This window comes from Streptomyces sp. NPDC060209, from assembly GCF_042728155.1.
In the GTDB taxonomy this organism is placed as follows: domain Bacteria; phylum Actinomycetota; class Actinomycetes; order Streptomycetales; family Streptomycetaceae; genus Streptomyces.
This window is the reverse complement of sequence record NZ_JBHWZS010000002.1, coordinates 60,754-77,672: the sequence shown is the minus strand read 5'-3', so window position 1 is coordinate 77,672 and position 16,919 is coordinate 60,754. Positions and strand designations below refer to the sequence as shown.

The 16,919-nt window shown below is 71.2% G+C and carries 14 protein-coding genes and 3 tRNA genes; 7 read left to right on the top strand and 10 right to left on the bottom strand.

The genetic code is table 11. From position 1 onward, the window contains the following. Window positions 1-38 precede the first annotated feature (38 nt). The 4 genes from ACFWFI_RS00920 to ACFWFI_RS00905 all read right to left on the bottom strand — a co-directional run bounded on the left by ACFWFI_RS00920 (window position 39) and on the right by ACFWFI_RS00905 (window position 5,639). Complete coding sequence (locus tag ACFWFI_RS00920) at window positions 39-1,964, bottom strand: ABC transporter ATP-binding protein (protein ID WP_387383969.1); 1,926 nt, start codon at window positions 1,962-1,964, stop codon at window positions 39-41. Continuing rightward, window positions 1,964-3,697, bottom strand: a complete 1,734-nt coding sequence (locus tag ACFWFI_RS00915) for an ABC transporter ATP-binding protein (RefSeq protein ID WP_387383967.1) — start codon at window positions 3,695-3,697, stop codon at window positions 1,964-1,966. Before ACFWFI_RS00915 ends, ACFWFI_RS00920 begins: the two co-directional genes overlap by 1 nt. Window positions 3,698-3,808: 111 nt before the next feature. Beyond that, entirely contained in the window at window positions 3,809-5,254 is a 1,446-nt protein-coding gene (locus ACFWFI_RS00910; protein WP_387383965.1) for an FGGY family carbohydrate kinase, read from the bottom strand. 82 nt (window positions 5,255-5,336) lie between these two features. Further along, on the bottom strand, window positions 5,337-5,639 hold the full coding sequence (locus ACFWFI_RS00905) for a YtxH domain-containing protein (protein ID WP_387383963.1): 303 nt from the start codon (window positions 5,637-5,639) through the stop codon (window positions 5,337-5,339). A gap of 181 nt (window positions 5,640-5,820) precedes the next feature. Between ACFWFI_RS00905 and ACFWFI_RS00900 the strand changes: the two genes are divergently transcribed. The 3 genes from ACFWFI_RS00900 (at window position 5,821) to ACFWFI_RS00890 (ending at window position 6,260) form a co-directional block, all read left to right on the top strand. Then, a tRNA-Asn gene (locus tag ACFWFI_RS00900) sits at window positions 5,821-5,893 on the top strand. Window positions 5,894-5,898: 5 nt separating this feature from the next. Then, window positions 5,899-5,971: transfer RNA gene (locus ACFWFI_RS00895), tRNA-Asn, on the top strand. A gap of 212 nt (window positions 5,972-6,183) precedes the next feature. Continuing rightward, a tRNA-Ile gene (locus ACFWFI_RS00890) sits at window positions 6,184-6,260 on the top strand. A gap of 186 nt (window positions 6,261-6,446) precedes the next feature. Here the strand turns inward: ACFWFI_RS00890 and ACFWFI_RS00885 are convergent. Then, window positions 6,447-7,385, bottom strand: coding sequence for a GlxA family transcriptional regulator (locus ACFWFI_RS00885; RefSeq protein ID WP_387383961.1), 939 nt, complete (start codon window positions 7,383-7,385; stop codon window positions 6,447-6,449). Between the two features lie 208 nt (window positions 7,386-7,593). Between ACFWFI_RS00885 and ACFWFI_RS00880 the strand changes: the two genes are divergently transcribed. Then, window positions 7,594-8,283: a DJ-1/PfpI family protein gene (locus ACFWFI_RS00880; RefSeq protein WP_387383959.1), complete on the top strand. Its 690-nt coding sequence runs from the start codon at window positions 7,594-7,596 to the stop codon at window positions 8,281-8,283. Window positions 8,284-8,331: 48 nt separating this feature from the next. Further along, window positions 8,332-8,658, top strand: coding sequence for a hypothetical protein (locus tag ACFWFI_RS00875; RefSeq protein WP_387383957.1), 327 nt, complete (start codon window positions 8,332-8,334; stop codon window positions 8,656-8,658). Window positions 8,659-8,735: 77 nt separating this feature from the next. Here ACFWFI_RS00875 and ACFWFI_RS00870 read toward each other — a convergent pair whose 3' ends face one another. Continuing rightward, entirely contained in the window at window positions 8,736-8,858 is a 123-nt protein-coding gene (locus ACFWFI_RS00870; RefSeq protein WP_387383956.1) for a hypothetical protein, read from the bottom strand. 189 nt (window positions 8,859-9,047) lie between these two features. Between ACFWFI_RS00870 and ACFWFI_RS00865 the strand changes: the two genes are divergently transcribed. Continuing rightward, window positions 9,048-10,316 carry an MFS transporter gene (locus ACFWFI_RS00865; RefSeq protein ID WP_387383954.1) on the top strand — a complete coding sequence of 423 codons (1,269 nt, stop codon included), beginning with the start codon at window positions 9,048-9,050 and terminating at the stop codon, window positions 10,314-10,316. A 349-nt stretch (window positions 10,317-10,665) separates the two neighbouring features. After that, window positions 10,666-11,781 carry an LLM class flavin-dependent oxidoreductase gene (locus tag ACFWFI_RS00860; RefSeq protein WP_387383952.1) on the top strand — a complete coding sequence of 372 codons (1,116 nt, stop codon included), beginning with the start codon at window positions 10,666-10,668 and terminating at the stop codon, window positions 11,779-11,781. A gap of 82 nt (window positions 11,782-11,863) precedes the next feature. Here ACFWFI_RS00860 and ACFWFI_RS00855 read toward each other — a convergent pair whose 3' ends face one another. From ACFWFI_RS00855 to ACFWFI_RS00840, 4 genes are all read right to left on the bottom strand, one after another. Further along, window positions 11,864-12,661: a VOC family protein gene (locus ACFWFI_RS00855; RefSeq protein ID WP_387383950.1), complete on the bottom strand. Its 798-nt coding sequence runs from the start codon at window positions 12,659-12,661 to the stop codon at window positions 11,864-11,866. An 82-nt stretch (window positions 12,662-12,743) separates the two neighbouring features. Continuing rightward, on the bottom strand, window positions 12,744-14,078 hold the full coding sequence (locus ACFWFI_RS00850; RefSeq protein WP_387384016.1) for a carboxyl transferase domain-containing protein: 1,335 nt from the start codon (window positions 14,076-14,078) through the stop codon (window positions 12,744-12,746). Between the two features lie 16 nt (window positions 14,079-14,094). Next, window positions 14,095-15,558 (bottom strand): acyl-CoA synthetase, encoded by a 1,464-nt coding sequence (locus tag ACFWFI_RS00845; protein WP_387383948.1) that lies wholly within the window; start codon window positions 15,556-15,558, stop codon window positions 14,095-14,097. A gap of 60 nt (window positions 15,559-15,618) precedes the next feature. Continuing rightward, window positions 15,619-16,830, bottom strand: a complete 1,212-nt coding sequence (locus tag ACFWFI_RS00840) for a nitrate/nitrite transporter (RefSeq protein WP_387383947.1) — start codon at window positions 16,828-16,830, stop codon at window positions 15,619-15,621. Window positions 16,831-16,919: the final 89 nt, after the last annotated feature.

Below are 16,919 nucleotides of genomic sequence, written 5' to 3'. Positions count from 1 at the left end.
CGCCCCCGTTCCCCTCGTCACGCCGCCGGACGGAGCCGTCAGTCGACCTCGGCCAGGGCCTGGGCGAACTGTGCCGCGTAGAGCCGGGCGTAGGCACCCTCGGCCGCCAGGAGCTCGTCGTGCGTGCCCTGTTCGACGATCGAGCCGTTCTCCATCACCAGGATCATGTCCGCGTCCCGGATGGTGGAGAGCCGGTGCGCGATCACGAAGCTCGTACGGCCGTGGGCCAGCCGCGCCATCGCCTTCTGGATCAGGACCTCGGTACGGGTGTCCACCGAGCTGGTCGCCTCGTCGAGCACCAGGATCACCGGGTCGGACAGGAACGCCCGCGCGATGGTGATCAGCTGCTTCTCGCCCGCGCTGACCCCGGCACCCTCGTCGTCGATCACCGTGTCGTAACCGTCGGGCAGCGTACGGATGAAACGGTCGGCGTGGGCCGCCCGCGCAGCCTCCTCGATCTCCTCCCGGGTCACGTCGCGCGAGGCACCGTAGGCGATGTTCTCCGCGATCGTGCCGCCGAACAGCCAGGTGTCCTGGAGCACCATGCCTATGCCCGACCGGAGTTCGTCGCGCGACATCTTCGCCGCGTCGACCCCGTCGAGGGTGATCCGGCCGCCCGACACCTCGTAGAACCGCATCAGCAGGTTGACCAGCGTCGTCTTGCCGGCGCCGGTCGGGCCGACGATCGCGACCGTGTGGCCGGGCTCGACGCTCAGCGAGAGATCCTCGATGAGCGGCTTCTCCGGGTCGTACCGGAAGGACACGTTCTCCAGCGAGACGCTGCCGCGCAGCTCCTCCGGCCGCTCGGCCGGATCGGGGTCGGGAGCCTGCTCCTCGGCGTCCAGCAGGCCGAAGACCCGCTCGGCCGACGCGATGCCCGACTGCACCAGGTTCGCCATCGAGGCGACTTGCGTCAGCGGCATCGAGAACTGCCGCGAGTACTGGATGAACGCCTGCACGTCACCGATCGACAGCGCGCCCGACGCCACGCGCAGCCCGCCGACGACGGCGACCAGCACATAGTTCAGGTTCGACACGAACATCATCAGCGGTTGCATGATCCCGCTGTTGAACTGGGCCTTGAACCCGGCCTCGTACAGCGCGTCGTTCTGCTCGGCGAAGTCCCTCGCGGACTCCTCCTGCCGCCCGAAGACCTTCACCAGGGTGTGGCCGGTGTACATCTCCTCGATGTGGGCGTTGAGCTTGCCCGTCACCTTCCACTGCGCCACGAAGTGCGGCTGCGACCGCTTGCCGACCCGCGCCGCGACGAACACCGACAGCGGGATCGTCACCAGCGCGACCAGGGCCAGCAGGGGCGAGATCCAGAACATCATGATCAGCACGCCGACGATGGTCAGCAGTGAGTTGATGAGCTGGCCCATCGTCTGCTGCATCGTCTGCGAGATGTTGTCGATGTCGTTCGTCGCGCGGCTCAGCACCTCGCCGCGCTGCCGCCGGTCGAAATAGGACAGCGGGAGCCGTGCCAGCTTGGTCTGCAGGTCCTCGCGCAGCTGGAAGACGACCCGGTTGATCACCCGGATCGACAGCCGGGTCGACACCAGCATCAGCAGTCCCGCGCCGACGTAGACCACCAGCGCCGCCAGCAGGACCTGGCCCACCGCACCGAAGTCGATGCCCTCGCCCGGGGTGAAGTCCACCCCGGTCAGCATGTCGGCGAGCCCGCCGTTGCCCTGCTCGCGCAGGCCGTCGATGGCCTGCTCCTTCGTCGTGCCGTCCGGCATCTGCCGTCCGACGACACCCCCGAAGATCAGGTCCGTGGCCCCGCCGAGGATCTTGGGCCCCACGACGGAGAGCGCCACGCTCAGCGTCCCGGCGCCCAGCATCAGATACAGCGAGGACTTCTCCTTGCTGAACCTTCTCAGCAGCCGCTTCCCGGACCCCTTGAAGTCCATGGACCGCTCGGTGGGCCCTCCGGCCATCATCCGTCCGCCCGGTCCTGCCATCAGGCGGCCTCCGCTTCCGTCAGCTGGGAGAGCACGATCTCCCGGTAGGTTTCGTTGCCTTCCATCAGCTCGTGATGGCTTCCCGTCCCGACGACCCGGCCCTCGTCCAGCACCAGGATCCGGTCGGCGTCACGGATCGTGGAGACCCGCTGGGCCACGATCACCACGGTCGCCCCCGCCGTCTCGCGGGACAGCGCGCCGCGCAGCGCGGCGTCCGTCGCGTAGTCCAGGGCCGAGAACGAGTCGTCGAAGAGATAGATCTCCGGCTGCTGCACCAGCGTCCGCGCGATCGCGATCCGCTGCCGCTGGCCGCCGGAGACGTTCGTGCCGCCCTGCGAGATCGGCGCGTCGAGGCCGTGCTCCAGCCGCTCCACGAAGTCCTTCGCCTGCGCCACCTCCAGCGCGTGCCACAGCTCCTCGTCGGTCGCGTCCGGATTGCCGTAGCGCAGATTCGTCGCGACCGTCCCCGAGAACAGGTACGGCTTCTGCGGGACCAGGCTGACGGTCTTCGCGAGCAGGACCGGATCCAGCGTCCGCACGTCCGTACCGTCGACGAGTACATCGCCGTCCGTCGCGTCGAACAGCCGCGGTACGAGTCCGAGCAGCGTCGACTTCCCGCTGCCCGTCGACCCGATGATCGCGGTCGTCTCCCCGGGCCTCGCCACGAGATCGACCGAGCGCAGCACCGGCTCCTCGGCGCCCGGGAAGCGGAACTCCGCGCCCCGTATCTCCAGATGGCCGTGCTTGAGCAGCTTCGTGACCGGAGCGGTTGGCGGCACCACGCTCGAGTCGGTCTCCAGGACCTCCTGGATGCGTTCGGCACAGACCTCGGCGCGCGGCACCATGATGAACATGAAGGTGGCCATCATCACCGCCATGACGATCTGCATCAGATAGGCGAGGAACGCGGTCAGCGCCCCGATCTGCATCCCGCCGCTGTCGATGCGGTGCGCCCCGAACCAGACCACGGCGATGGACGACAGGTTCACCACCGTCATCACCGTCGGGAACATGAGGGCCATCAGCCGTCCCGTCGACACCGCGACGTCCGTCAGCTCCGTGTTGGCGCCGCGGAAGCGTTCCTCCTCGTAGCCGTCGCGGTTGAAGGCGCGGATGACGCGGTTTCCGGTGATCTGCTCGCGCAGCACGCGGTTCACCGTGTCCAGCCGTACCTGCATCGTGCGGAACAGCGGCCGCATCCTCCGCACGATGAGGCTCACCGAGATGCCGAGGACGGGCAGCACGGCCAGCAGCACCGCCGACAGCGGGACGTCCTGGCCGAGCGCCATGATGACGCCGCCGACACACATGATGGGCGCCGACACCATGAGGGTGAACGCCATCAGGACGAGCATCTGGACCTGCTGCACGTCATTGGTCGTACGGGTGATCAGCGACGGAGCGCCGAACCGGCCCAGCTCGCGCGCGGAGAACGACTGAACCCGGCCGAAGACCGACGCCCGCACGTCGCGTCCGAGCGCGGACGCCGTCCGGGCCCCGTAGTAGACCGCCCCGATGTTGCAGACGATCTGGATGACACTGACGGCGATCATCACGCCGCCGAATTCCAGGATGTAACCCGTGTCACCCTGCACGACACCGTTGTCGATGATGTCCGCGTTGAGGCTGGGCAGATAGAGGCTTGCGCAGGTCTGGAGGAGCTGGAGCAGCACCAGCAGCACGATGGGACGTCTGTACGGACCCAGATAGGTCCGTAGGAGTTTTATGAGCACACGAGTCTCTCGGAGTCGGCGGATGGCAGAGGCCGATCCATACTCCGGCACTCCGGTCCACGACCGCCAACGCTTTTGCTCAAGCCCGGGTCAAATTCCGGGACTCGCTCCTCAGACGGTTCCGCCGAACGCCCCGGGGTGGATCTGGTCCCGGGTCGCCCCGTACTGCTGGCGCACCGCGCGGCCCACCGCGAGCTCCTCACCCGGCTCCAGCACCTGCGCCGCCGCACCCTGCCAGGCCGGGGGAGTGCGCGGATCGAGCGTCCCCTGCGAGACCCCCAGGGCCCACGCCGCCTGCCGGGCCGCACCCAGCGCCGCGTACTCGGCGGGCTGCGGCACGACGACCTGGGTGCCGAACACCGCGGGCGCCAGCGCCTGTACGGCGGGCAGTTCGGCGGCCGCGCCCAGCAGGAACACCCGCCGCGCCTCCACGCCCCGGTCCCGCAGCACGTCCAGCGCGTCGGCCAGCGAGCACAGCATCCCCTCGAAGGCGGCCCGCGCCAGGTGCTCGGGCTTCATCGACTCACGCCGCAGCCCGCTCAGGGTTCCCGCGGTGTGCGGCAGATGCGGGGTGCGCTCACCCTCCAGATACGGCAGCAGGACGAGGCCCGAGGCCCCCGGCGTCGACTTCAGCGCCAGGGCGGACAGTTCGTCCAGTCCTTCCAGGCCCAGCATCTCCGCCGTACCGCGCAGTGCGCGGACGGCGTTCGACGTGTGGACCACCGGCAGATGCATGCCGGTGGCGTCGGCGAAGGAGGTGATCATCCCCGTCGGGTCGGCCAGCGCCTCGTGGTGCACGGCCATCACCGAGCCCGAGGCCCCCAGTGAGACGACGGCGTCCCCGACGGCGACGCCCAGCCCGAAGGCTGCGGCCATCGTCTCGCCGGTGCCCGCCGAGATCAGCAGCCCTTCCGGCGTCGTCCCGGCGGCGTCGGCCGGGCCGAGGACCTCGGGCAGCGCGGCCTGGTGGCCGAGCGCCAGCTCCACGAGATCGGGCCGGTAGGAACCGGAACCCGCCGACCAGTAACCGGTGCCGGACGCGGCACCGCGGTCCGTCGTCCGTCGGGCGGGCCGGCCGAGGAGCTGCCACACCAGCCAGTCGTGCGGCTGCAGGACCGCGGCGACCCGCTGCGCGTTCTCCGGCTCGCTCCGCACCAGCCAGCGCAGTTTCGCCACGGGCTGCGAGGCCTGCGGCACTGCCCCGACGGCCTCGGCCCAGGGCTGCCGCCCTCCGAGCCCGTCGATCAGATCGGCCGCGGCCGCCTGCGCCCGCCTGTCGTTGCCGAGCAGCGCCGGCCGCACGAGATTGCCCTGGTGGTCCAGCGGCACCAGCCCGTGCTGCTGCGCGGACACACCGATGGCCTGCACGCCTTCGAGCAGCCCTCCGGAGGCCGCCTCACCGAGTGAGAGCAGCCACGCCTGCGGATCCACCTCGGAGGCCTTCGCCTCGATGGGATGCGCGGCGTACCCCTGCCGCAGCACCTCACCGGAGTCCGTGTCGCAGACGACGATGTGCGTGAAGGCGGATGAACTGTCCAAGCCGGCCACTATGCCCATGGACAAGATTCTGCCGCACCCGCGGACCGTTCCCGTACCGGACCGCTCCCGTGACGGGAACCGCCCGGCACGGGAGCGGGCCTCAGGTGTTCGTCGTACCCCAGTCGTCGCTGCCGTTGTGGCCGCTGCGCTCCCGCAGCGAGCGCACCCGGTCGGAGACGGACACGGGGACCTTGTCCCCGACCTTCTCGCTCACCGAGTGGTACGCCTTGCCGGCGAAGTCCCGGCTGCCGTGCGCGGCGGACTCCGCCGCGTTCCTCACAGCGGGATTCTCGGCCAGCGTCTGCGCGGCCTTCTTCAGCTGCTCGTAACGCTCGCGCCCGGCTCGCGTGCCGAGCACGTAACCGAGCGCCACTCCGGCGATGAACGTGAGCCGGTACCGCATGGGTGCCACCCTTCCTTCGCTCCGTGCGACGTGTGCTGCCCGCCTACCCGCAGACACCCGAGATCACCCCGGGGGATACCGATTGGCGGAGCACCCCCCTGCTTGCGCTAATGTATGTGTCGCAGCGAACGCGCGCCGCTCGGCAGCAGCCAGGCAGGTACGATTCGAGGCAACGCAGCAATCCCCTGTAGCTCAATTGGCAGAGCAGCCGGCTGTTAACCGGCAGGTTACTGGTTCGAGTCCAGTCGGGGGAGCGCGATCCCCTGTAGCTCAATTGGCAGAGCATTCGGCTGTTAACCGGAGGGTTACTGGTTCGAGTCCAGTCGGGGGAGCGATACGGAAAAGGGCCCTTCGGGGTCCTTTTTCGTGTGCCCGCGAGGGGCCGGTCCGTGACTCTTTCGGAGTGATTCCGTACGGCCTGGAACCGGGCAGCACGCTGCGAGGTCTTCATGGTCACGCGAAGCCGACCATCCGCAGCAGGAGATCGTATGACCGGCTATGCTGCGGCAGACGGCGCGCACACTTGTACGCGCCACGCCGAAACGGGGCGGTAGCTCAGCCGGTTAGAGCAGCGGACTCATAATCCGTCGGCCGTGGGTTCGAGTCCCACCCGCCCCACCAAGGTTTCACAGGCAGGAACGTTTCTACTGCCGCAACGCCGGGCCGAATGCCCGTGCCCCCGCAAGAGCGCCCCCCGTGAGAGCGGGCCCGTGCGGGCAGTCTCGCCCCTTCCCTTCCCTGGCGCCGCGCCGGTCACCGGATCGTACGACTGGCTCGTCCACTGCGGAGGGGCCGTCTGCGGCTGTGTCAGCTGAAGGCGCGGCGGTAGCTGTGCGGGCTGACGCCGGTCGTCTTCTTGAAGCGGTCACGGAAGGCGGTCGGTGAGCCGAAGCCGACCTGCGCGCCGATGCGTTCCACCGTGTGGTGGGTGGACTCCAGGAGGTGCTGGGCCTGGCGGATGCGGGCGCGGTGGAGCCACTGGAGGGGGGTCGTGCCGGTCTGTTCGCGGAAGCGGCGGATCAGCGTCCTGGTGCTGGTTCCGGCGTGGGCCGCGATGTCGGTGAGGGTGAGCTCGGTGGCGAGGTTCTCCTGGAGCCAGCCGAGAAGGGGGTCGAGCGTGCTCCCCCGAGGGGTGGGCGCGTAGTCGTGGACGATGAACTGCGCTTGTCCGCCCTCGCGTTCCAGCGGCATGACGGACAGCCGGGCCGCGTAGGCGGCGACGGCGGATCCGTAGTCCTTGCGGATCATGTGCAGGCACAGGTCCAGGCCGGCGGCGGCGCCGGCCGACGTGAGGATCTGGCCGTTGTCGACGTACAGGACACCGGGGTCGACCTCGACGTCCGGGTACGAGGCGGCCAGGAGGTCGGCCGCGATCCAGTGGGTGGTGGCCCGCAGACCGTCCAGAAGCCCCGTGGCGGCCAGCGGGAACGTGCCCGAGCAGATGGACGCGATGCGTGTGCCGTCCTGGGCGGCGGCCCGCAGTGCGTCGCGGACGGCGGGGCTGATCGGTGCCGCCGGGTCGGCGGTGCCGGGCACGATGATCGTGTCCGCGCCCGCGAGCCCTTCCAGCCCCCAGGGCGCGCGCAGGGTGAAAGAACCCGTGTCCGTCTCGGGCTGCTCGGCGCACACACGGATCTGGTAGCCGGGACGGCCGTCGGGGAGGAGCGTGCGGGTGAAGACCTCGATCGGGGTGGAGAGGTCGAACGGGATCACCTTGTCCAGCACGAGGACGGCAACGGTATGCATGGCGCGAAGATACCTGTCCGCCGGATGGCCGCCAGCGCCCAGGGATCAGAGAATCCGTTGTAGTCCCAGCTCAGGAGGCCATGGCTGACCATGGCGCTATCCCGTTGGTATGTGGCGTTCACGCCTGTGGGAGGCAGGGGCGCGGCGGATTAGCGTCGGAGGCGAACCCGGCGCGGACCGGGCCGCCCGGACCCCGAGGACTCTCCCCATGCACGCCCAGATCGTCCTGTTCGACGGTTTCGACCCCCTCGACGTCATCGCGCCGTACGAAGTTCTCCACGCCGGCGGCGCCGCCTCCGGCGGGATGGTGACCGTGGAGCTCGTGTCCGCCGAAGGACCGCGCGAGGTGGTCAGCGGCACCGGGGCCCTGGCGCTGCGCGCCACGGCCGCGCTGGACCCCGCACGAGCGGGCCTGATCCTCGTCCCCGGGGCCTCGGGCCGCGTCGGCGAACCCGGCGAGGTGCCCGAGCACGAACTGGGCGCCGGGCAGTGGCAGCAGGACGAATTCATCCCGGTGCTGCTGGGCCGCACGCTGACCACCGAGCTGCCCGCTCTGCTGAGGGAAGCGGTGGACAATCCCGAAGTGATCGTCGGCGCGGTGTGCGGCGGCTCGCTCGTCCTGGCCATGGCCGGCCTCCTGGAGGGCCGGCACGCCACCACCCACCACATGGGTCTGGACATGCTCGACGCCACCGGCGTCCACGCGGTGCGGGCACGCGTCGTCGACGACGGCGACGTCATCACAGGTGCGGGCGTCACCTCCGGACTCGACCTGGCCCTCCACCTCCTGGAGCGCGAGGTGGGCCCGCAGATCGCCCACGCCGTCGAGGAGCTGTTCGCCCACGAGCGACGCGGCATCGTCTGGCGTGCCCAGGGGCCGGCCGCCGCCGCCCTCTGACGAACGCCTCCGCCCGCTCGCCCCACACCTCACCGAAGGAAAGTGCACATGCCCGTCGAAGGCACCTGGGACCTGTCCGTCGCCACGCCCATCGGCTCGATCGAGGCCGTCGTCGAACTACGCCGTGAGGGCGGCGTCCTGTCCGGGGTCGCCCACGGCGCGGGGGAGGAGGTCCCGCTGAGCGATGTCGCCCTCGACGGCGACCGTCTCACCTGGAAGCAGGCCGTCACCAAGCCCATGCGCCTGAACCTGTCCTTCGCCGTGACGGTCACCGGCGACACCCTGGCCGGTACCTCAAAGGCCGGAAGGCTGCCCGCCTCCAAGGTCACCGGCCGGCGCCGCACCGCCTCGGCGGCCGAGGAAGTCCGACGATGACGAAGTCTTCGTCTCCCCGCACGTCCTGGCCGCGGTCCTGGCCATCCCCGAACCGGTGCCCTCGAAACGGGGTGACGTCAGCGCCGTCCCCGGCGGTAGGCCAGCACGATTCCGACAGCGGCGAGAGCCACCACCACGACGACGAACCAGGGCGGCATCAGGTCGAGCCCCTTGTAGCCCAGCGTTCCGCCGGCAGGCATGGGTCCTCCTCGTGGACGCCCTCCACAGGGCGCCGTCCACCTCACGCGTGCCCGGGAACTCCGCCGACAGACCACCGTCCCGGCGCGAATCGAGCCGTACGGTGCCGGAGCGGTCCTGCCAGGTAGTCGTGAGATCGGGTCCTCACAGGTGCCGGTCCGGCTCCCCGGACGGGGTCGCTACCATCCCGTGTGACCGAAAAAGCCAAACAAGGTGTACCTCGCACACGCATACTCGCCGACCTGACGCCACTGCGTTCCTCCCCCGACTACCGGCGGCTCTGGTACGGGAACACCGTTTCCTGGATAGGGCAGGGCATGACGGCGCTGGCCGTCTCCCTCCAGGTCTACGACATCACCGGGTCCGCGTTCTCCGTCGGGCTGATCGGTCTCTGCTCGCTCGTCCCGCTGGTGCTCCTCGGGCTGTACAGCGGGGCGGTCGCCGACACCGTCGACCGGCGCAAGCTGGGGCTCTTCAGCGCCACCGGATCGTTCCTGCTCTCCGTCGTGCTGGCCGCGGTGACCTTCGCCGGGGTCGAGCACGTGGGGCTGCTCTACGTGGTCGTCGCCCTCCAGGCCGTGTGCTTCGCGCTCAACTCCCCGGCCCGCAGCTCGATGATCGCCCGGCTGCTCCCGGCCGAACAGCTGCCCGCGGCCAACGCGCTCAACGCCATGACATCCACCACCGGCGGCCTGGCCGGGCCGATGCTCGGCGGCCTCATCGTCGGCTGGTGGGGATACAGGGCGGCCTACACCGTCGACGCCGTCACCTTCACCGCCTCGCTGTACGCGATGTGGCGGCTGCCCTCGATGCTGCCCGACCGGGCGGAGGGGGAGAAGGGCGCCAAGCGGGCGTCCGTCCTGGACGGTCTGCGCTTCCTCGGCACCAGGCCCAATCTGCGGATGACCTTCTTCAGCGACCTGAGCGCCATGGTGCTCGCCCACCCGCGCGCCCTCTTCCCGGTGGTCGCCGTGGTCTGGTTCGGCGGCGACGCCAAGACCACCGGACTGCTGGTAGCCGCCCCGGCACTGGGAGCCCTGCTCGGCAGCGTGTTCTCGGGCTGGCTGAGCCGCATCCGGCGGCACGGGCTCGCGGTGCTGATCGCCGTGTGCGGCTGGGGCGGGGCCATCGCCGTGTTCGGGCTCACCCGGCAGCTCTGGCTCGGGCTGGTCCTGCTCGCGCTCGCCGGGTGCGCGGACTCCATCTCGATGGTCTTCCGCAACACCATGCTCCAGGCGGCGGTCCCGGACGACATGCGCGGCCGGCTGCAGGGCGTGTTCATCGTCGTCGTGGCGGGCGGCCCACGGCTCGGCGATCTCGTGGCCGGATCCGTCGCCGACCTGACGTCCCCGGCCGTGGCGGTCACCGGCGGCGGCATCGCCTGTGTGCTGGTGGTGTGCCTGCTCGGGCTGCGCTGGCGCGGCTTCGCCCGGTACGACGCGCGCGATCCGCAGCCCTGAGTGCTGTCCCGTGGAGAGCCTCTCGTCCATTTCTCGATACGGCGCTGTCCGTCATACGGGCGCCGCTTGTCCCCGTGCCCGTGGCGCCGACAGGATGCCCGCATGGTCACAGCTCTCGTGTCACGCCGTCACGTGGATCTCCTGCGCATATCGACCATGCTCTGTCGGGCCGGCTTCCGCTGTCCGTCCTGTCGCTGACGTGACACCCCACCGGCCTCCGCAGCCGGCCTTCTGACGCCTTCGCGTTCCTGCTCTCCACCCGGACACCCCGGCTGGCCGGTGCACCCGTCCACCTGTGCACCCGTACGCCCGTCGTGCGTTCCCCGCCACCGATCCACGAGGACCCGCCATGCCCGAGAACCCGCTCCTGCTCCACTGGTTCCTTCCCACGGGCGGCGACGGCCGCGATCCCGGCGGGGTCACGGCCGTTCAGGGGAGGACCGGCGCGGCCACCCGCCGTCCCGCGGACATCGGCTATCTGACCCAGGTGGCACGCGCCGCCGAACAGGCCGGATTCCACTCGCTGCTGACCCCTGTGGGGCTCGGATGCGTCGATCCGTGGATCCTCACGGCGGCTCTCACCCAGCACACCGACCGCATCGGGTTCCTGGTCGCTTTCCGTGCCGGGTTCGCCAGCCCGACCCTGCTGGCCCAGCAGGCCGACGCCTTCCGGCGGTTCGCCGGCGGGCGGCTCAGGCTCAACGTCGTCACCGGCGGCGACCCGGACGAACAGCGGGCGTACGGCGATCACCTGGCACACGACCAGCGCTACGCGCGCACCGACGAGGTGATGGCCGTCCTGCGTGACCTCCTCGACGGCAAGCGCGTCGACCACAGCGGTGAGCATCTGCGGATCGAGGGCGCCCAGCTCCACGACCCGGCCCTCCAGCACCCCGTCCCCCTCTATTTCGGCGGCGCATCCCCGGCCGCCGAGGCCGTCGCCGCGCGCCGGGCCGACGTACAGCTGCTCTGGGGTGAACCGCCCGCGGCCCTCGCACAGCGCATCGCCCGGCTCCGCGAGGCCGCCCCCGAGCTGCGCTACGGACTACGGCTGCACATCATCAGCCGGGACACCGCCACCGAGGCGTGGGCCGAAGCGGACCGCATCCTCGCGGGCATCGACCCTGAGGCGGTCCGGGCCAGCCAGGAACGGTTCGCCCGCATGGACTCCACCGGGCAGGCCCGGATGGCCGCGCTGCACGGAGGCTCGGCCGACGCCGCGAAGCTGGAGGTCGCCCCGAACCTCTGGGCGGGCATCGGGCTCGTACGGGAAGGGGCAGGCACGGCGCTCGTCGGCTCGCACGACGAGGTGGCCCAACGGCTCCACGAGTACCAGCGCCTGGGGATCGGCGAGTTCATCCTCTCCGGCTATCCGCACCTGGAGGAGGCCTACCGGGTGGGCGAGGAAGTCGCCCCTCGGCTGCGCGCGCTCGTCGCGGGGGCCGGAGCGGCGAACGGGGCGTGACCGCTGCCGGGCCGACGGCCGAGCGGGTGACCCCAGGGCCACCAGGTCCTGGGGCCGCGGCCGGAAGGGTCCGGGAAACCGGTCAGGAGACCTCCGTGACGCTCGGCATCTCGCCCCCGGTCGTCGAGGGGTCGAACAGTGAGAACACCGCGCCCTGCGGGTCCGTCAGGGACGCGAACCGGCCGAACGGGATGGTCATCGGACCGAACCGGAGCTCAGCCCCCAGCGACTTCGCCTTCTCCACCGCCGCATCGCAGTCGGCGACGCCGAAGTAGACGTTCAGATGGGCCGGCACCTGGGGCGGGAACTCCTCTCCCATCTTCATCCGGCCGAGCACCGGGTCGGCGCCCAGGTCGTAGAGCGAGAAGTCGATCGCGGCGTCGTCCAGGTGCTTCACCCCGTACCCGAAGACGCCCGAGAAGAAGGCGTCCGCCTTCGCCGGTTCCCGGGTGTAGACCTCGGCCCAGGCGAAGGCGCCGGGCACCGCCTGCGCCTCGAACCCCTTGTGGCTCGCCGCCTGCCACACCCCGAAGGCCGCCCCGCCGGGGTCGGCGGCCAGCACCATCGTCCCGAAGTCGCCGACCCGCATCGGTTCCACCAGCACATCACCGCCGTGCTCGCGGATCTTCGCGGTGGTGGCGGCGGCGTCCGGTGACGCGAGGTACAGGCACCAGGCGTTCGGTGCCTCCTGGCCCGGCATGGGAGGCGACAGCGCGGCGACCGCCTTGCCGTCCGCATAGGCCTGGGTGTAGTCGCCGTACTCCGGCATCGATTCGGCGTACGTCCAGCCCAGGAGCTCACCGTAGAAACGCTTCGCCCCCTCGAGGTCGCCGAACGTACCGTCGGCCCAGCACGGAGTGCCCTCGGATTCTGCGGCCATGACTCGGACCTTTCTTCAGTCGACGGGTGGTCCTTTTTGTCACGCTAGCCAACCGTCGCCCGAGCGGCGCGCCGAGTGCGTCTCAGCCCTCCGGCCCGGCGGGGCCGACGACCGACCGGGCGATTCCGAGCTCCACCAGGTCCTGGGGGCGCAGCCGGAGCTGGTCGGCGGTGGACCGCACCTCGTCCGGACCGCGCTTCAGGATGGCCGCCGCCAGTTCCGGCGCGATCACCGAGAAGTAACTGTCCGCGGTGACGTGGGTGTTGCCCGGTGCGGCCAGTGCCAGTGCGCCGCCGGAGCCGCCCTCGCCGATCACGAGCGTCGTCACGGGGACACGGGCACCGGCGACCGCCGCGAAGGCGTCGGCGATGGCCGCGCCCGCGCCCGCCCGCTCCGCATCGGCGTCGTTGGCCGCGCCGGGGGTGTCGATCAGGGTGAGTACGGGGAGGCCGAGCCGGTCCGCGAGCCGGATCACCCGGGCAGCCGTGCGGTAGCCCGCCGGGCGGGTCGCGGTGCCGCACTGGGCGGCGTACGCCACCGGCCGCCCGGCGTGCAGGCCCACTCCGCAGAGCAGCCCCGGATCCCTGCCGCCGCAGCGGTCGCCGTTCAGCGGCAGCCGGTGTTCGAAGTACGCGTCCAGATAGGCCTCGGCCCGGGGCCTCGACGCCGCCCGTGCCTGCCGCACCGCGTCCCAGCCGGTCGCGGGCAGCCCCGCGGCCGACAGTGCGACCGGCACCGGGGCGGCCTGCGCCGGGCCCGTGACCGTCAGTGCGGCCAGCCAGCGGCCCAGCGTCCCGGGCAGCTCGTCCGGTGTGACGACCGCGTCGATCTGGCCCGCCGCCAGCTGCCCTTCGGCGGTGTACGCGTACGGATCCGCGTCGGCGGGCCGTACCCGGGAACCCGCGAAACCGATCTGAGCCCCGGGCAGCGCCAGCACCACATCGGCGCCCGCGCCCACCGTGGCCCAGCCGCCGCCGGTCGTCGGATCCCGCAGTACCGCGATCTGCGCCAGCCCTTCGGCCCTCAGGGCGGTGGACGCGCGGGCCACCCGCTGGAGCTGTATCAGCGCGATCATGCCCTCCTGCATCCGGCTGCCCCCGGTGGCGACGAGTGAGACGAGCGGCAGCCGCCGTTCACCCGCCAGCGCGTACGCGGCTTCCAGACGGTCTCCGGTGTGCCCGCCCAGTGAGCCGCCCAGGAAGCCGAATTCGAAGGAGACCAGGACGCACTCCCGGCCGCCGACGACGGCGGTCCCGTAGAGGACGGACTCCTCCTCGCCGGTCCGCGCCGAGGCGCGCGCCCTGGAGTCCCCGTAGCCGCTCCAGCCGAGCGGACCGTCCGGGGGGACGGGGCGCTCGGCGGGACGGTGTTCCGTGAAGCTCCCGGTGACGGCGGAGATCGCCTCCCGCGCCGACAAGCGGTCGCACGAGGTGTCAGACACCGAGCGACCTCTTCATGATCTTGCCCAGCTCGTTGCGCGGCAGCGCGTCGAGGTAGCGGACGACGCGCGGGCGCTTGTGCGGCGCCAGCAGGTCCGCCACATGGTCCGCCAACTCCCGCTCACCGGGGGGCGACCCGGGGTCGTCCGGCACCACCCAGGCGACGATCCGCTCGCCGAGGTCCGCGTCCGGCTCGCCGGTGACGGCCGCCTCACGCACGCCGGGATGGTCCAGCAGGGCGTTCTCGATCTCGCCCGCGCCGATCTTGTAGCCGCCGCTCTTGATGAGGTCGGTGGCCTTGCGGCCGACGATCCTCACGTAGCCGTCGGCGTCGATGGTGGCCATGTCGCCCGTGCGGAAGAAGCCGTCCTCGGTGAAGGCGGCCGCCGTGGCGTCCGGGCGGTTCAGGTAACCGGTGAAGAGGTTCGGTCCGCGCACCTGGATCTCGCCGATGGACGCGGTGTCCCGGAGCACGGTGCCGTCCTCCTCGACGAGCCTGAGCTCCACGCCCGGCAGAGGCGGGCCGACCGTCCCGGCGCGCGGCGCGCCGTCGGCCCGCACACCCGTGTTCATCAGGGTCTCCGTCATCCCGTACCGCTCGATGACCCTGCGGCCGGTGGCCGCGGCGATCCGTTCGTGGTCGTGGACCGGGAGCGCCGCCGAGCCGGAGACCAGCAGCCGGGCGCCCGCCAGGGCCTTCGTGAGGCTTCCGGAGCCGGCCGGATCGGTCAGCGCACCGGCCAGCCGGTGGTACATCGTGGGCACACCGAACAGCATCGTCCCACCGGAGAGCAGCTCCCGGGCCACCCCCTCGGCCGAGAACCGGCCGAGGTGACGCACGGAGCCGCCCCGGCGCAGCGGGCCGAGGACGCCCAGGATCAGCCCGTGCACATGGAACAGCGGCAGGGCGTGGACGAGGACGTCCTCGCCGGTCCACCCCCACGCGTCCTCCAGCGCGTCCAGCGACGCCGCGATCGCCCGGCGGGGCAGGACGGCACCCTTGGGCGGGCCCGTCGTGCCGGAGGTGTAGACGACCAGGGCGGGGGAGTCCTCGGAGGGCTCGGGCAGGCCGGCCTCCGGGGAGCGGGTGGCCGCGGCCGTGCTGACGTCCAGCCGCTCCAGGCCGCCCAGCGCGGGTGGCAGTTCGTCGGCCGCCCCGGCCAGCACCACCGTGGGCGCGCTGTCGGCGACGATGTGCGCGAGCTCCCGCTCACCGGTCTTCGGGTTGAGCGGTACGGCGGGCACCCCCGCCCGCAGTGCCGCCACGACGGCGACGACTGTCTCCGGGGTGGACGTGGCCCAGACGGCGACGCGTCCCGCCCCCGCGATCCGGGCGGCGAGAGAGGCGGAGGCCTCGGCCAACTGTGCGTAGGTCAGGACGTGTTCGCCGAACCGGACGGCCTCGGGGGAGTCCGTACGGCCGGACGCTCCGCGCAGCGCGGGCAGAAGAGAGGTCACGCGGCGAGCCTAGGGGGTCTCCGCAAGGCCGCCCGGCTCCACGGCCGGCCCTCGCGACGGTCATCCGTCGCGCTTGATGGTCCGCATCCGGCCGTAGGCGTACACCGCGCCCGCCAGGGCCAGGTCGGAGAGAAGCATGAAGCCGATCGAGTACGAGTTCTTCGCGCTGTAGATCGCGCCCATGACCAGCGGGGGCACGAATCCGCCGAGCCCGCCCATCGCGCCGACGATGCCGGTCACACTGCCCACCTTGGCCTGCGGAGTCACCTGCGAGACCAGGGCGAAGACGCTGCCGCTCGCGGTGCCGAGCCCGGCCGCCATGCAGAGCAGCGCGATCGTGCCGAGCGGATTCAGCGGCGGGTCGAAGGCCTGGATGATGGCCATCAGGGCTGCCAGCAGCAGCGCCCCGGCCGTGACCAGGGCGGGGTGGATCCGGTCCGACAGCCAGCCTCCGATCGGCCGGAAGACGACCGTGACCAGTGCGAATCCCGCCGCCTTGGTGCCTGCCTCGGTCGGCGACATCTCGTACCAGGTCTTCAGATACGTCGGCAGATACACCCCGAACGCGACGATGCCGCCGAAGCCGATCGCGTACAGCGCGGACAGCTCCCAGGTCACCCGCAGCCGGCCCGCCTGCCCCAGTCGGTGGCCCAGCGAGTCCGTGGGCACCTTGCGGCCCGGGTGGTCGGAGATGAGGACCGCGGCCAGGAGCGAGTACACGAGGAGCGCGCCGGCGACGATCCAGAACGGGAGGTTCACGTCGTGCTTGGCGATCCGCGGCGTGAAGTAGCCGGACAGTGCGACGCCGCCCATGCCCATACCGAACACCCCGAGGGCGAGTCCCCGTTTCGCGGGCGGGAACCACGAGTTGACCAGGGGGATACCGATCGCGAACGTCGTGCCGCCGAGCCCGAGCAGGAAGCCGACGGCCAGCATCGCCCCGTAGCTGTCCTTCGCGGGGATGAGCAGCAGCACCGGGACGATCGTCAGGGCCGAGACGACGGGGAACATCAGCCTGGCGCCGAACTTGTCGGTCAGCGCGCCCGCCGGGATACGGCCGAGCGAGCCGACGAGTACGGGCACCGCCACCAGCAGCGACTGCTGGAAGGAGCTCAGCCCCAGCCGGTCCTTGAAGTCACCCGACAGCGGGGAGATCAGGTTCCACGCCCAGAAGGTGAGCGTGAAGCCGATCGTGGCCATGATCAGGTTCCGGTAGGCGGCGGCGGATTGTTTCCGGTCCGGGGCGGGGGCCTGCTTGGCGGTTGTGTCCACACCGCAAGTCAAGGGCGGAGGGGCGGGCGGAGCACGGCGGGCTGGGCCATCCGGGTAGGGCCTCGCACGGCAGGCGCCCCATGGGCAGA